General features: G+C 52.1%; 12 protein-coding genes, 1 rRNA gene and 1 pseudogene. 9 read left to right on the plus strand and 5 right to left on the minus strand.

Features of this window, described 5'->3' with window-relative positions; translation table 11 throughout:
* Nucleotides 1–116 precede the first annotated feature (116 nt).
* Nucleotides 117–1,952 carry a peptidoglycan D,D-transpeptidase FtsI family protein gene (locus A8990_RS15655; RefSeq protein ID WP_116189976.1) on the plus strand — a complete coding sequence of 612 codons (1,836 nt, stop codon included), beginning with the start codon at nt 117–119 and terminating at the stop codon, nt 1,950–1,952.
* Here A8990_RS15655 and A8990_RS15660 read toward each other — a convergent pair.
* Entirely contained in the window at nt 1,943–3,055 is a 1,113-nt protein-coding gene (locus A8990_RS15660) for an AI-2E family transporter (protein WP_116189977.1), read from the minus strand. The two genes, A8990_RS15655 and A8990_RS15660, sit on opposite strands and share 10 nt — an antisense overlap.
* Before the next feature lie 222 nt (nt 3,056–3,277).
* Here A8990_RS15660 and A8990_RS15665 point away from each other — a divergent pair, with 222 nt between their 5' ends.
* Entirely contained in the window at nt 3,278–4,714 is a 1,437-nt protein-coding gene (locus tag A8990_RS15665) for a polysaccharide deacetylase family protein (RefSeq protein WP_245996043.1), read from the plus strand.
* Nucleotides 4,715–4,767: 53 nt separating this feature from the next.
* Here the strand turns inward: A8990_RS15665 and A8990_RS15670 are convergent.
* Together A8990_RS15670 and ilvD are read right to left on the minus strand one after the other, a co-directional pair.
* Nucleotides 4,768–5,220: pseudogene (locus A8990_RS15670) on the minus strand (YvbH-like oligomerization domain-containing protein); the annotation flags it as partial.
* Between the two features lie 139 nt (nt 5,221–5,359).
* On the minus strand, nt 5,360–7,048 hold the full coding sequence (ilvD, locus tag A8990_RS15675) for a dihydroxy-acid dehydratase (RefSeq protein ID WP_116189980.1): 1,689 nt from the start codon (nt 7,046–7,048) through the stop codon (nt 5,360–5,362).
* 288 nt (nt 7,049–7,336) lie between these two features.
* On the opposite strand from ilvD, the gene A8990_RS15680 reads away from it, so the two are divergent.
* The 6 genes from A8990_RS15680 to A8990_RS15705 are packed head-to-tail and all read left to right on the plus strand — an operon-like array spanning nt 7,337 to nt 12,109.
* Nucleotides 7,337–7,642: an urease subunit gamma gene (locus A8990_RS15680; protein WP_116189981.1), complete on the plus strand. Its 306-nt coding sequence runs from the start codon at nt 7,337–7,339 to the stop codon at nt 7,640–7,642.
* 19 nt (nt 7,643–7,661) lie between these two features.
* Nucleotides 7,662–8,030, plus strand: a complete 369-nt coding sequence (ureB, locus tag A8990_RS15685) for an urease subunit beta (RefSeq protein ID WP_116189982.1) — start codon at nt 7,662–7,664, stop codon at nt 8,028–8,030.
* On the plus strand, nt 8,027–9,745 hold the full coding sequence (gene ureC, locus A8990_RS15690; RefSeq protein WP_116189983.1) for an urease subunit alpha: 1,719 nt from the start codon (nt 8,027–8,029) through the stop codon (nt 9,743–9,745). The genes ureB and ureC overlap by 4 nt, the downstream gene beginning before the upstream one ends.
* 35 nt (nt 9,746–9,780) lie before the next feature.
* Nucleotides 9,781–10,509, plus strand: a complete 729-nt coding sequence (locus A8990_RS15695; RefSeq protein WP_245996044.1) for an urease accessory protein UreF — start codon at nt 9,781–9,783, stop codon at nt 10,507–10,509.
* Nucleotides 10,510–10,542: 33 nt separating this feature from the next.
* Nucleotides 10,543–11,271: an urease accessory protein UreG gene (gene ureG / locus A8990_RS15700; RefSeq protein WP_116189984.1), complete on the plus strand. Its 729-nt coding sequence runs from the start codon at nt 10,543–10,545 to the stop codon at nt 11,269–11,271.
* On the plus strand, nt 11,201–12,109 hold the full coding sequence (locus A8990_RS15705) for an urease accessory protein UreD (RefSeq protein ID WP_245996045.1): 909 nt from the start codon (nt 11,201–11,203) through the stop codon (nt 12,107–12,109). Before ureG ends, A8990_RS15705 begins: the two co-directional genes overlap by 71 nt.
* A 25-nt stretch (nt 12,110–12,134) precedes the next feature.
* On the opposite strand, the gene A8990_RS15710 is transcribed toward A8990_RS15705, so the two are convergent.
* Together A8990_RS15710 and A8990_RS15715 are read right to left on the minus strand one after the other, a co-directional pair.
* Nucleotides 12,135–12,707: a GNAT family N-acetyltransferase gene (locus tag A8990_RS15710; protein ID WP_116189986.1), complete on the minus strand. Its 573-nt coding sequence runs from the start codon at nt 12,705–12,707 to the stop codon at nt 12,135–12,137.
* A gap of 386 nt (nt 12,708–13,093) precedes the next feature.
* Nucleotides 13,094–13,444, minus strand: a complete 351-nt coding sequence (locus tag A8990_RS15715; RefSeq protein WP_116189987.1) for a LytTR family transcriptional regulator DNA-binding domain-containing protein — start codon at nt 13,442–13,444, stop codon at nt 13,094–13,096.
* A 472-nt stretch (nt 13,445–13,916) separates the two neighbouring features.
* On the opposite strand from A8990_RS15715, the gene A8990_RS15720 reads away from it, so the two are divergent.
* Nucleotides 13,917–14,247 (plus strand): 16S ribosomal RNA (locus A8990_RS15720); the annotation flags it as partial.

Consider the following 14,247-nt stretch of genomic DNA (forward strand, 5'->3'; position numbering starts at 1 on the left):
ATGTTATCTCCGTGGGAGGCTTTTTTGGTGTGTCTGCCACATTAGAAGGATGGGGATAATAAGGACAAGATGTCATAGATTATTTGTGAAATAGTGAAAAAGGATCGGTGTCCTGAATGAGTGTGGAACGGCGAAGAAATCGGCAAAAGCGTGTATACATCGTGCTGCTGGGGATGAGTTCCTTGCTTATCGTCTATATGATGCGGATTGCTTGGCTGCAGCTTGCTCCGTCTTCATCCACTGCTGAAATGACGAGCCGTGCGACCGCTGCTCAGCTCAAGGCGGAATCGGTCGCGCAGCGTGAGCGCGAGCTGGTGCTTGATAGCGGACGAGGAGACTTCTACGACCGGAGCGGGCTTGCCATTACGGGCGAGACGTACAAGGCGCTCGCTGTGTTCCCGCTGCGGCAGCGCGCAAGGACGCAGTCACCCGCTGAGCTGACGAAGCTCGCTCGCGCCCTAGGGGTGAAGGAGCAGGAGCTCGCGGAGTGGATGGGAGCTTTGAAGGACCCTGCTTTCTGGCGTGAAACCGATGAGCAGATTCCGCATAAGCTGACGGAACGCCAGCTTCGACAGATTAATGAGCTCCATATGAACGGCGTGCGCGTACTGCCGTATCGGAATCGGTATCCAGAAGCGTTCGGTCCAAAGCATGTCATTGGTTATACAAGTCAGCATCCGGAGCTGCTGCAGTCCGATTACAGCGAGCGACTGGCTGATAAATCGATGAAGCTGACAGATCAAACAGGCGGTTCAGGGCTTGAGCGCTCCCTGGATCAGCTGCTGCAAGGCGTTGGCGCTACATCGGTATCCTATTTCACGAACGGAGCGGACGAGCCGCTTCACGGGCTTGATCTGCGGCTTACGGGACCGACTAATCCGTATTATCCGCTGAAGGTGACGACAACGCTAGATCTGCCCATTCAGAACAGGCTGGAGCAGTATGTCGATAAGAATGGATTGAAGGAAGGCGCTGTTGTCGTATTGGACGCAGTCACGGGCGATATTGTCAGTATGATCTCAAGACCGAAGCTCTCCGTAGAGCATATTGGCGTGCAAGGGACGGATACGGCGAATCATGCGATTCGCGCGGCTGTACCCGGCTCCATCTTCAAGCTGGTGACCGAAGCCGCTGCGTTGGAGGCGGGGCTGACGAACGAGCAGGAGTCGTTCTTCTGCGGAGGCAGCTATGGTCGCTATGGCTTGCACTGTTGGAAGCGGGGCGGTCATGGCGATGTAACACTGCAGGAAGCGCTCGCAGGCTCCTGCAATGTGGCGTTCGCTACCATTGCCGAGAGACTCACTGCCCGCCAGCTGATGGTTGCGGCCGATCAGCTTGGAGTTGGCCGTCAGATTGGCTCGACGAGCGAGCATAAGTTCCAGCCGCTGGACAAGCCGCTTAAGCAGCTGCAGGATGAGGAGGCTGGCACGGTATTCGCAGCTATTCCAACGGTGCGCGACGGCGGTCAGTTGGCGCAAACGGGTATCGGCCAGCGGGATGTGCGGATGTCGCCGCTGCAGGCAGCGAACATGATGGTCACGCTGCTTCATCGCGGCGAAGTGCGCGAGCCGCGGCTCGTCAGCGAAATCCGTTATGGCAACGGCCAGCTGCTGGCGAAGCTGCCTCGCCAGCTTGCGCCTTCGCCATATGGACAAATAAGCCTCCATACGACGCAGACGCTGCTGCGCGGGATGGAGGCTGTCGTAGCATATGGAACAGGCAGTTCAATCAATGATGGCAGCTGGAGAGTTGCCGGCAAGTCAGGCACCGCGCAAGTCGTTCATGGTAGCCGCGAACGTATTAACCATTGGTTCGTCGGTTATGGTCCAGTGGAATCGCCGCGTTATGCGGTCGCTGTCCTCGCTGAGAATCGCACACCTGGCTTGTCCAATAAGGCGACCGTGTTATTTCGCGGCGTCATGGATATTTTGGCTGTACAAGGTCAGGAGTGATCCGCAGGATTCGTCTGGTGATCGAACTCGCCCCTCGGCGAATGAATCCACCGGTGGAAGTAACGCTGATCATATAATGCTTTGAGCAGAATCATCAGTATTGGCGACAGGATGACGCCTGATATGCCGAAAATCGATAACGATATAATCATGAAGGCAAGCATCGTAAAGGCAGAGACGCCAAGCGTATCGCCAGTGATCTTCGGTTCGAGAATTTGACGTGTCAGCACGACGAGCAAGAACAGTGCGCTGAGCCAAATCGCAAGTGATGTGTTGCCGACGATGAACAGATAAATAATCCAAGGAACGAACACCGTTCCGACGCCAAGCAGCGGCAGCACATCGAAGAAGGCTGACAGGAGAGCGACGGAGAACGCATTATCGATGCCGAGAGCGAGCAGCGAGACGAAGATGACGATGAATGTGATACTGATCAGCTTGCCTTGCGCCTTCAGGTAGCCGGCGATGCCGACGAATACATTTTCCTTCAGGAAAACGAACGCTTTCTTGAACGTATTCGGCGTCTTCTCCTTCGCCAGCTTCTTCCACTCATTAATCTCCAAACTTAGGAAGTATGCAAGAATGATGCCGATGGAGAAATTAAAGATAAAGGTGGAGAATGATTTCAAATACCCACCTAGCGAGAGCAGGAACGAACCGGCTAAGTTCGAGCCCCAGCTCGTTATGTAATCCAATACGTCTTTTGCTTTGGCGACAACGTCAGGCGGCAGCGCAGAGAATTTCTCCTGAATAACGGAGGCGTTGTTCTGGAACTGATCGACGAGCATGCTCTGATACTTGTGCAAATTGCCCGCTAGACCTGTAATCTGGGATGTCATCACATAGCCAGCGCCGACAAAAGCACCGACGATGACGAGGGTGAAGACGAGCACCGACAAGCCGGAGGCGATCGATTTCTTCATTCCCAGCCGAGCTAACCAGCGTGCAGGCGGCTCGATGAACATATAAATGAGAAAAGAAAGGAAGATAGGCGTCGCAATCCGGTATAAATAGCTAAAGACAAGCATAATGAGATATACCGTGAGTACAATGAGTGCAATATCGAACGCGGTGCGCCAATATTTACGATAGAAGGAAAGCATAGGCAGACTCCTTTTTGAAGCATTTTATTCAGACAGATTTATTTCGATTGTACTATAAAATAACAGTGTTTCCCATCCGTCCGTTTCTTATGAGCTCATAGTTGTAGATTATGTTAAGTTACGTAGCCGTTTCGACACATGCTATGGTACAATGAATGGAGGCATCAAGCAGAACGGGGCATTACACTCTCTCCATTCGACGTGAAAGAGACAGAAACAAAGGTGGTGGGAAAACGAATTATGGAGAACTTCCTGCTATGGGGCTTTTATTTTTTGACGTTTTACGCTTTTTTACCAGGTATCATCAGTCGGACATTCGGATTTCGCGTATTTAAACGAGGTCGAGCGAAGAAAGAAATTGCGCTTACCTTCGATGACGGGCCGGACCCGGTTTATACGCCGCAACTGCTTGATTTGTTGAAACGTTATGATGCAAAGGCGACTTTCTTCGTTGTCGGCATCCACGCAGAGCGTAACCCGGAGCTGCTCAAACGTATGCATGATGAAGGGCATGTCATTGGCATTCATAACTACGTGCACAAATCAAACTGGTTAATGCGGCCAAGAACGGTTAAGAAGCAGATTCACCGCACTTCTGAAATCATCCGTAAAACGACCGGTGTCCGTTCGGCTTATTACCGGCCGCCATGGGGCATCGTCAATTTGTTTGACTTCTCGAACCTCGGTTATTTGCAAATTATTCTTTGGTCTTCCCTGTTTGGTGATTGGCGCAAACGGGTCGGTGCAGAGCGGCTGCAGCAACGAATTATGAAGAAACTGCGCCCGGGTGAAGTACTGCTGCTGCACGATTGCGGACAAACTTTCGGTGCGGATGAAGATGCGCCGATCAATATGTTGAAGGCGCTCGAGCCTGTGCTTGAAGCGGGCACGGAACGCGGTTATAAGTTCGTTCATATTACCGATATGATTGCCATTACAGACCGGAACAAAGCGGCTGCACCGAAGTTCAGCCCGCTGAAGCGAGCGATTATCGCGTGCTGGATGGGCTGGGAACGGCTGTTTCATGTGCTGTTCCGCGTTAAGTCGGGCATCGACGGTTCGGTCTTTCACTACCGCATCGTTCCGTATGGCGGCAAGACCATTGAGCTTACGGATGGACGGCGCATCGAGCCGAAGGATCCTGTCGTTGAGCTTCACTTCGATAATCAGATGCTGCTTGGGATGATGACAGAGTCGAAGTCGATGATGCATGTGGCCATTAGGCTGATTCGTGAAGTGCAGCACAGCATGCCGAAGCTGGCTCGTCAGCTTGCGGAAGATGAAGCGGCTCAGGAGGCAAAAGGGCTCTACGGCGTCAGTATGATTAACCGCGGAGCAGAGCAGTTTGGCTTCAGTGTCGTATCGATTCCGAAAGGCTTGTTCGATAAGTCGACTCGTATTTACTTGAAGCTGCTGCTGTGGGTGCTGCATCCTTCAGGCAAGCAGCGCTTGGCTGAACAGGGATCGCGCCTGGAACCGCGGATCATTGCAATGTCGATGACGGAGCTATGGCATCGGTACGGGCAGGATACGAAGATGGCTCGTGAATGGAAGGCAGCGCCAAAGTCTGAACAGAAACGGAATGCAGGTGCGCACAATAATATAGCACCAGCTTCTTACGACAATGCGAATGCCGCAGCCGGCGAGGTTGCACCATAATAAGCAGTGAGCAAGAGAAGGCGTCGCCCTTGAAGCGGCGCCTTTTTGTATGGTTAATGATTGATGTAGCGTTCGAAGATAGCGCCGAAGTCCTTCGACTTGTATTGCTTCTGCGAATCGTGAAGCCAGTTGAACGCGATCTGGTTGAGCGATTTGAACTGTTCGGAAAGGTCGATTTCCGCTTTGTGAATTTGGCTGACCGTTGAAGAGGCGAGATCAAGGCTCTGTCTCGCAAAGCTAAGATTGATTTCGTTCTCATGCGAAATCTCGGCGATCTTAATGAGTGCCTTGTATAAATCTTTGATGTCCTCGATATATTTCTTATGTACATCGATGGAGAATGGAATGCTTCCGAGGTTGAACTTGATCTCAACATCGAGGTCGACTGTACCGGCAGTTTCCAAGCTAACGCCAGAGATCTTGTGAGAGCTGTAGGCGTAATGGTGCAGCGTCCGCTTCTTACTAATCGCGCTTGTGCCATCGAGATGAATGAGCGCAATCCCAGTACATCCGCAGCAACTTTGCCAAACATAAAGCGCAAGACTCCTCAATTAAATAAGTGCATGCAAAAAAATCGCCCTGCATGGATGACTTTCATTCAGTCATACGCAGGGCGATCTCATTAAGTTGCAGGTTTGGCGAAAATTAGTTGAACCTTAATACGCCGCCTGTGCTTGCGTTTGTAACGAGGTGGGAATAACGAGCTAGATAGCCTTTAGTGATCTTCGGCTCGAAACCTTTCCAGTTCGCGCGGCGAGCTTCGAACTCTTCGTCGCTGATCAGGAGGTTCATCTCATTGTTAATGAGATCAAGCTCTACGAGGTCGCCATCTTGAACGAATGCGATTGGTCCGCCTTCAGCCGCCTCTGGAGAAACGTGACCGATGCTGATACCGCGGGATGCGCCGGAGAAACGTCCGTCTGTTACGAGACCGACCTTCGCGCCAAGACCCATACCTACGATTTGCGAAGTAGGGGCAAGCATCTCAGGCATGCCTGGTCCGCCTTTTGGTCCTTCGTAGCGGATGACAACGACATGGCCTTCTTTAACTTTGCCATTGGCAATACCGTGCAGCGCTTCATCTTGCGAATCGAAGCAGATTGCAGGGCCTTTATGGTAGCCGCCAACCGATTTATCAACGGCGCCGACTTTAATGATTGCACCGCGTGGTGCCAGATTGCCGAACAGAACGGACAGACCGCCGCGTTCGCTGTGCGGATTGTCAAGTGTGTGGAGAACATCCGTATCCTTGATGTCATGGCCAGCTACGTTCTCACGAAGCGTCTTGCCAGTTACAGTCAGCATGTCGCCGTTCAGTGCGCCTTCTTTCTTGAACAGCTCGTTCAGAATTGCGCTAACTCCGCCGGCATTGTCCACATCTTCGATGTGGTAGTCGGAAGCTGGAGCGATCTTCGCCAGATGCGGCACGCGTGCAGCAACTTCGTTGATGCGCTCGATTGGATAGTCGATACCAGCTTCATGCGCGATAGCAAGCGTGTGAAGAACGGTATTCGTGGAACCGCCCATCGCCATATCAAGGGCGAATGCGTTATCGATCGATTCTTTCTTCACGATGTCGCGAGGCTTCAGATCCATCTTGATCAGTTCCATCAGCTGGCGAGCCGCTTGTTTAACGAACTCTTTACGCTCAGGCGATACAGCAAGGATCGTACCGTTGCCTGGAAGCGCAAGGCCAAGGCCTTCTGCGAGACAGTTCATGGAGTTGGCAGTGAACATACCGGAACAGGATCCGCAAGTTGGGCAGCCGAATTGCTCAAGCTCTTGCAAGCCTGCTTCATCGATTTTGCCAGCTTGGTATGCGCCAACGCCTTCGAATACGCTGGACAACGAAATGGAACGGCCGTCGGATGTTTTACCCGCTTTCATCGGTCCGCCGCTGACAAGCATCGTAGGAATGTTGACGCGAAGCGCGCCCATGATCATCCCTGGCGTAATTTTGTCACAGTTCGGAATGCAGACCATACCGTCGAACCAGTGCGCGTTAACGACAGTTTCTACGGAGTCGGCGATAATTTCACGGCTTGCAAGGGAATAACGCATGCCGATGTGACCCATTGCGATACCATCGTCAACGCCGATTGTGTTGAATTCGAATGGTACGCCGCCTGCTTCGCGGATCGCTTCTTTAACGAGCTTGCCGAATTCCTGCAAGTGAACATGGCCTGGAATGATATCGATGTACGAGTTACAAACCGCGATGAACGGTTTGCCGAAGTCCTCTTCCTTTACTCCGGCAGCACGCAGCAAGCTGCGGTGCGGAGCGCGGTCAAATCCTTTTTTAATCATGTCTGAGCGCATCTTGTTTGCAGCCATTGTAGTCCCTCCCAAAGTCATTCAATAATAAATTTTAGTCTATCATATTGCCTGTCTGATGGCTAGCTTCCCTGTCGAATGCTGAAGGTGGTAAACAATAGGGTGTGACTGGGTTCGCATGTTGTTCATGTTAGATTTATTCGACAAAATCTAACACGAAACTACTCGATAACGGTTGACTATTCGATTTACGTATCCTTAAATGTTAGATAATCTAACATATGTTATTTACTTGCCCATCTTAGCTCGCTATAATAGGAGAAAACCTACAGAAAAGAGGTGCTTATCATGCAACTAACAGAACGCGAGAAAGAAAAACTGCTCGTCACGATTGCTGCAGATTTGGCGAAGCGGCGGATGAACCGCGGCGTAAAGCTGAATTATCCGGAAAGTGTTGCACTGCTAACCTCTGAAATATTGGAAGGTGCACGCGATGGCATGACGGTTGCTCAGCTCATGGAGCATGGCACGACGATTCTAAGCCGCGAACAAGTGATGAGCGGCGTTGCTGATATGATTCATGAAGTCCAGGTAGAGGCGACTTTTCCAGACGGGACAAAGCTCGTAACGATTCATCATCCCATAAAAGGCTGATAGAGAGAGGGTGGGCGCCTTGATTCCAGGAGAATATCGAATCGTGCAGGGGGAGCTTGAGCTAAACGCGGGGAGACAGACGACGAGATTGCTCGTTGCAAATATTGGCGACCGACCGATTCAGGTCGGCTCGCATTATCATTTCTTTGAAGTGAATCGAGCGCTCCGTTTCGATCGCGAAGCAGCCTTCGGCATGAGGCTCGACATCCCCGCAGGGACGGCAGTGCGGTTCGAGCCTGGCGAGGAGAAGCCTGTACAGCTCGTCGAGCTTGGCGGCAGCAAGAAGTCCTTTGGGCTTAATGCGCTGGCGAACGGATTGGCTGTTCATGGAGCAATGCCGGAAGAGGTGCGTGCGAGGCTTGCTGCTTGGAAAGGGGAGCAGCCATGAGCAGGATGAATCGAAGCAGCTATGCCGCGATGTTCGGCCCGACAACCGGCGATGCGGTGCGACTTGCGGATACGGAACTGTGGGCGGAGATCGAGCATGATTACACGGTTTACGGGGATGAGTGCAAATTCGGCGGGGGCAAAGTTATCCGTGATGGCATGGGACAGTCGAGCGGTGCGCTTCGGGCTGAAGGTGTGCTCGATACGCTCATAACGAATGCGGTTGTCATCGATCACTGGGGAATTGTGAAGGGGGATATCGGTATCCGAGACGGCGCTATCGTCGGCATCGGGAAAGCCGGGAACCCGGACATTATGGATGGCGTCACGCCGGGCATGGTCGTCGGTGCGAGTACGGAAGTTATCGCAGGCGAAGGCAAGATCGTCACGGCGGGGGGCATCGACACGCACATTCATTATATATGTCCACAGCAGATTGAGACTGCGCTATCCTCCGGTGTTACAACGATGATCGGAGGCGGAACGGGTCCTGCGACGGGAACGAATGCGACGACGTGCACGCCGGGAGCATGGCATATGCATCGGATGCTGGAGGCCGCGGAAGCTTTTCCAATGAATCTAGGGTTCACTGGCAAAGGTAACGCGTCGTTCACGGGTCCGCTGATCGAGCAGGTAGAGGCAGGGGCGATCGGGCTGAAGCTGCATGAGGATTGGGGTACGACGCCGGCAGCCATCGATATTTGCCTTGAAGTTGCGGATCAATATGACGTGCAAGTGGCAATCCACACTGACACGTTGAATGAAGCGGGCTTTCTTGAAGATACGCTTGCGGCGTTCAAGGGACGGACGATACATACCTATCATACGGAAGGGGCTGGCGGCGGTCATGCGCCGGATATTATCCGGGCTGCAGGCGAACTGAACGTGCTGCCTTCCTCGACGAATCCGACGCGTCCTTTTACCGTGAACACAATTGAAGAGCATCTCGACATGCTGATGGTATGCCATCATCTGGACAGCAGCATCCCTGAGGATGTCGCCTTCGCGGATTCGCGGATTCGGCCGGAGACGATTGCTGCGGAAGATATTTTGCACGATATGGGCGTGTTCAGCATGATCAGCTCCGATTCGCAGGCGATGGGCCGGGTTGGCGAGGTCATTATTCGAACATGGCAGACCGCGGACAAAATGAAGAAACAGCGAGGCGCGTTGGAGCAAGAAGCGAACGTGGAGGCTGATAACTTCCGCATTAAGCGATATATCGCCAAGTACACGATTAACCCTGCGATTACGCATGGTATCTCGCATCTTGTTGGATCAATCGAACCGGGCAAGTTCGCAGACCTCGTTGTTTGGAGCCCGATGTTCTTCGGCGTGAAGCCGGACCTTGTGCTGAAAGGCGGTACCATCGCGTACGCTCAGATGGGCGATCCGAATGCATCGATTCCGACACCGCAGCCAGTGTTCGGAAGGCCGATGTTCGGCGCTTTCGGCAAAGCCAAGTACAAGAGCTGTATCACCTTCGTGTCACAAGCCGCTTATGACAACGGGGTCGCTGATAAGCTTGGGCTTCAGAAACGGATCGAACCGATACGCGGCTGCCGCAAGGTGACGAAACGGGATATGATTCACAATGATGCGCTGCCGAAGATTGAAGTGGACCCGGAGACGTACGAGGTCAAAGTGGACGGTGTTCCTGCGACTTGCGAGCCGGTGGACGTGCTGCCTATGGCGCAGCGGTATTTTCTCTTCTAATGAAGTGAAATGAGCGGAAGCGAGGTGAGGCTGTGGTGGATGATCAAACGGAACTGGTAGGGCAGCCTTCTCCTTCAGGCATCGTGCCATGGCTCGCGCTTCAACAACTGCTTGATTCTGCACTGCCGATTGGCGGATTTTCGCACTCTTTTGGATTAGAGACGCTTGTACAAGAAGGGGCAATCCGAACGAGTGCGGAGCTCGAGGAATACGTGCGTCTGATGCTGCTGCAAAGCTGGAGTACGGCGGATGTGATGGTGATCAAAGCGGTCTATAGAGACTTGCCAAGTCTGAATTATCCCTCGCTCTGGGCGGTCGAACGGCTTGTGCATGTTCAGCGAGCGGCGATTGAATCGCGAACCGGTGTTCAGAAGATGGGCAGACGGCTGCTGCAGCTGCTTGTGTCCCTCTATCCGCAATGTGATTGGTCCCCCCTCACGATTGGACTCCGCGCGAATGATTGCCTTGCAACACATCCGCTTGTTTTTGGGTATGCGTGCTGGCAGTTCGGGATTGGATTGGAGCAGGCGGCGCAAGGCTACTTGTACGCTTGTATCGTCACCTGTGTCGGAAGTGCGCTGCGGCTCATGTCGATGGGGCAGACGGAGGGGCAGTCGATCATTGCTCGCTTAACACCGATGACGGCAGACGCGTGGCGAATTGTTGAAGCGATGGAACCGGAGGAAGCTTATTCGAGCATGCCGCTCGCGGAAATTGCGATGATGCGTCACGAGCAGCTGTATTCACGATTGTTTATGTCTTAGTTGTCGGAACTATTATTATAGGAGGCGTTCATTATGTGTCAAGGACAAGGACATCACCATCATGGGTGGGAGCAGCCATCAATCGATCGCTCGAGACCAATTCGGATTGGGATCGGGGGGCCGGTCGGGTCTGGCAAGACGGCGCTAGTCGAGCGACTGGCAGGCGCGCTTAAGGATAAGTATAGTGTCGCGGTTATTACGAACGACATTTATACCAAAGAGGACGCGCGTATATTAACGGCGACAGGCGTGCTTCCTGAGGAACGCATCATCGGTGTCGAGACGGGAGGATGCCCGCATACGGCCATTCGTGAGGATGCCTCGATGAACTTTGAAGCGGTTGATGAGCTGACGGGGCGATTCGATGACCTTGATCTTATTTTTATCGAGAGCGGCGGCGATAATCTGGCTGCGGCGTTCAGCCCCGAGCTGGTTGACCGATTTATCTATATTATTGATGTTGCGCAAGGGGAGAAAATTCCGCGTAAAGGCGGTCCTGGCATTATGCGATCGGATCTGCTCATTATTAACAAAATCGATCTCGCTCCGCATGTCGGCGCCAGCCTGCAGGTGATGGAGGAGGATACGAAACGGATGCGCGGTGAGCGGCCATACGTGTTCTCGAATTTGTTCGGCGGCGTGAATGTCGATCAAATCGTTCATTGGCTGGAGCATGAGCTGGCCCATGCCCATGGCCATGAACATCATCACGGGGATGAGGGACATCATGCTGCCGGTGCCGGGCATCACAGCCGCGTCTAGTGAGAAGGGGCAGCGCGTTTCGCAGCTGCGGGCCGTGTTTGAGAAGCGGGAGCGGGGCTCCATGATCACCTCGAAGTATCATACTGCTCCAATCAAGATTGCAAAAGCGTTCCCCCTCGGCGGTCCAATTGGCGTCATTGTAATGGATGTTTCGCCAGGTCTGCTGGCCGGTGACCGGTATGAGCTTCAATGGAAAGCAGGGGAAGGTGCCCATGCCTATATTACAAACCAATCCTTCACCAAGATTCATCCTGCGCATGAGGATTGCGGCGGTTCGGCGATGATTCAGAGCTTCGAACTTGAAGCGGGAGCGATAGTGGAGTCGATGCCGGAGCCGACGATGCTTTATCGTGACGCGGTATTCACGATGAAGACGGATGTTCATCTTGCTGAAGGATCCGTTTGGATGGGGGCAGAGGTGCTGTGTCCGGGGAGGGCGCTTCGAGGTGAGCTTTTTGCCTATCGTTCCTACCGGAGCAAGCTTAATGTGTATTACAAGGAAGAGTTGATTTATGCGCAGCATCAAATGATCGAACCGATGAGGCAGCGCCTTACTGCGCGTGGTTGCTTTGCTGAGATGACACATACAGGTGTATTCTATGTGTTCTCGGACCGGCTCCAATCGGTTCATGCTGAAGCGGTTCGGGCTGTACTCTCTGAATTGCCTCCATTTGAGGAACATCCGATCGAATGGGGCGTCTCCGTGACCTATAAGCATGGGATCGCTGTAATGGCGGCAAGTACCGCTGCATGGCCCCTTCAAGAAGCGTTATCGATTGCTTGGGGAACAGTTCGAGAGCTGTTGCTTGGAATGCCGCCTATCGCATTGCGCAAATAAAGAAGGATGGCGAACGTGAGGTTCGTCATCCTTTTTGTTGTTGTTGCATAAAATCTTCTCTCGTCAGCCCGTAGTAATGGATATCCTCGAATTGATCCCATTTTCGAATATGGTGTTTGAAGGTTCCTTCATGGTTCAGGCCGGCTTTCAACATAACAGCGGATGAAGCGGGGTTCTTCGTCATCGCGGCGCCCCAGATGCGGTTCAGATGTATCGTTTCGAATCCAAATTGAACGAGTTGAATGAGTGCTTCAGTTGTGTAGCCGTTGCCCCAGTAGCTCTGTCCGAGCCAGTACCCGATTTCGCCGCGCTTGTGTTCGGATGTGATGTTTAGGCTGATGCATCCCATTAATGCTTGGGATTCCTTATGTACAATAGCGAATGTATAACCATGACCATGTCTAGCTGCATCTGTGCGAAAATCAATCCACATCGCTGCGGCGCCGGCCGGATATGGATGAGGCAGTGAGAGCGTTGTTCGAGCTACGGCGTGTTCGCCGGCAAGACGCTGCACAACAGGTGCGTCGCTCTGTACGAAAGGGCGCAGGTGCAGCCTTTCGGTCATGAATTGATACGGTGCAGGATTCGTGTTCGCCATCTTCTCATTCACCCCGCATGAAATTTTACTTCATTATAGCAGCGGACAAGAACAACAAGAAACCCTTTCTTCCTGTTCGCTTCGATCAGCTCGAGGAGGAAAGGGTTTGGATTGGAATTTGAGTAGCGTTGCCCTAGGGCGTTAAGTAGATGCGTGAAGGAGTTGGAGATTAGTCTTCAGCGCTGCTATTTGTTTTCTTATTATTGTTATCGGAGCCTTTAGAAGTCGTGTTTTTGCGACCTTGGCCTTGCTGCTTAGACATGCGTGTTCCCTCCTTTCATATGGATGTAGCCTATTGTGCGTAGTAGGAGGGCACATTATGAATGAAATCGTGTATTAAAAAACCTCCTGCCGAATGGTGGACATCCGGTAGAAGGTTTCGAGCGTTACATAGCCGCTTTGCCTTGGGCGGACAGCTGGTTTTTAATGCCTTGAAGCCTCCATTTGGAGACATGAACTTGCTTCGCTTCCGATGCGCTATGATCGAAACAGATAAAGCCGTCCGTGAATGAGAGCACTTTCTCCTTGTTGACGTAGCAGCTGCCGTTCACTTTAATGAAACGTCCGGATGAGATGTAGCTGTTTAGCTGCTCGGTAGTAATGTTCTTCTTTATGTTGTAGTTTCTACCGTGGAAGCTAACCATTCCGGGTTTGCCGACCTTGAAGTAGTAAATGTCCTTCTCCACCTCAAAGTTCTCATATACATTGCGGTTATCATCTGCTACTACCTTCATCATGTATTGAACCCCCTCAATTAAAGATGAATTTGTTAGCGCTTTCATTGTATCATAAACGGTTTGTATTGTGAACAAGATGGAGGTTGTCTTTAAGGAAAATTTACTTTGTCTGCTGCATGCCATTTGGATGTAAAATAATACCTGTTGCAACTGAGTTACGCGACATGGTATATTCTAATTCCGCCGCTGAGAGGTACACGTTAGCACGGTGAACGAGACGAAAACAAGCCCAAAAATAAAGCTTGCAATTAAGTTTCGATGTATGATATATTCTAATTCCGGTCGCGAGACTGGGACGAGAAATAAGAAACAATTTGTTCCTTGAAAACTGAACAATGAGCGACCTGTCAAACAGGTTTTAAAGCGTCGAAACGCTCATCATCATCTAGGTGACGATGGAGTTTCTGGCGAAAGTAAGTCAGCGATGAGCTAACAAGCCATTCTGAAATTGGCCAAGCTTCGGCTAGCCACTTTTATGGAGAGTTTGATCCTGGCTCAGGACGAACGCTGGCGGCGTGCCTAATACATGCAAGTCGAGCGGATCTTGCCTTCGGGTAAGGTTAGCGGCGGACGGGTGAGTAACACGTAGGCAACCTGCCTGTAAGACCGGGATAACATTCGGAAACGAATGCTAATACCGGATACGCAACTTGACTGCATGGTCGAGTTGGGAAAGACGGTGCAAGCTGTCACTTACAGATGGGCCTGCGGTGCATTAGCTAGTTGGTGAGGTAACGGCTCACCAAGGCGACGATGCATAGCCGACCTGAGAGGGTGATCGGCCACACTGGGACTGAGACACG

The sequence above is a fragment of the Paenibacillus taihuensis genome (assembly GCF_003386535.1).
In the GTDB taxonomy this organism is placed as follows: Bacteria; Bacillota; Bacilli; order Paenibacillales; family Paenibacillaceae; genus Paenibacillus_Z; species Paenibacillus_Z taihuensis.

What these genes read in the sequence shown, in the direction of transcription:
- A8990_RS15715 (WP_116189987.1), bottom strand. Translation starts at nt 13,444, where the DNA reads ATGATGAAGGTAGTAGCAGATGATAACCGCAATGTATATGAGAACTTT.
- ilvD (WP_116189980.1), bottom strand. Translation starts at nt 7,048, where the DNA reads ATGGCTGCAAACAAGATGCGCTCAGACATGATTAAAAAAGGATTTGAC.
- A8990_RS15660 (WP_116189977.1), bottom strand. Translation starts at nt 3,055, where the DNA reads ATGCTTTCCTTCTATCGTAAATATTGGCGCACCGCGTTCGATATTGCA.
- A8990_RS15705 (WP_245996045.1), top strand. Translation starts at nt 11,201, where the DNA reads ATGGCCATGAACATCATCACGGGGATGAGGGACATCATGCTGCCGGTG.
- A8990_RS15710 (WP_116189986.1), bottom strand. Translation starts at nt 12,707, where the DNA reads ATGGCGAACACGAATCCTGCACCGTATCAATTCATGACCGAAAGGCTG.
- ureG (WP_116189984.1), top strand. Translation starts at nt 10,543, where the DNA reads ATGTGTCAAGGACAAGGACATCACCATCATGGGTGGGAGCAGCCATCA.
- A8990_RS15680 (WP_116189981.1), top strand. Translation starts at nt 7,337, where the DNA reads ATGCAACTAACAGAACGCGAGAAAGAAAAACTGCTCGTCACGATTGCT.
- ureC (WP_116189983.1), top strand. Translation starts at nt 8,027, where the DNA reads ATGAGCAGGATGAATCGAAGCAGCTATGCCGCGATGTTCGGCCCGACA.
- A8990_RS15655 (WP_116189976.1), top strand. Translation starts at nt 117, where the DNA reads ATGAGTGTGGAACGGCGAAGAAATCGGCAAAAGCGTGTATACATCGTG.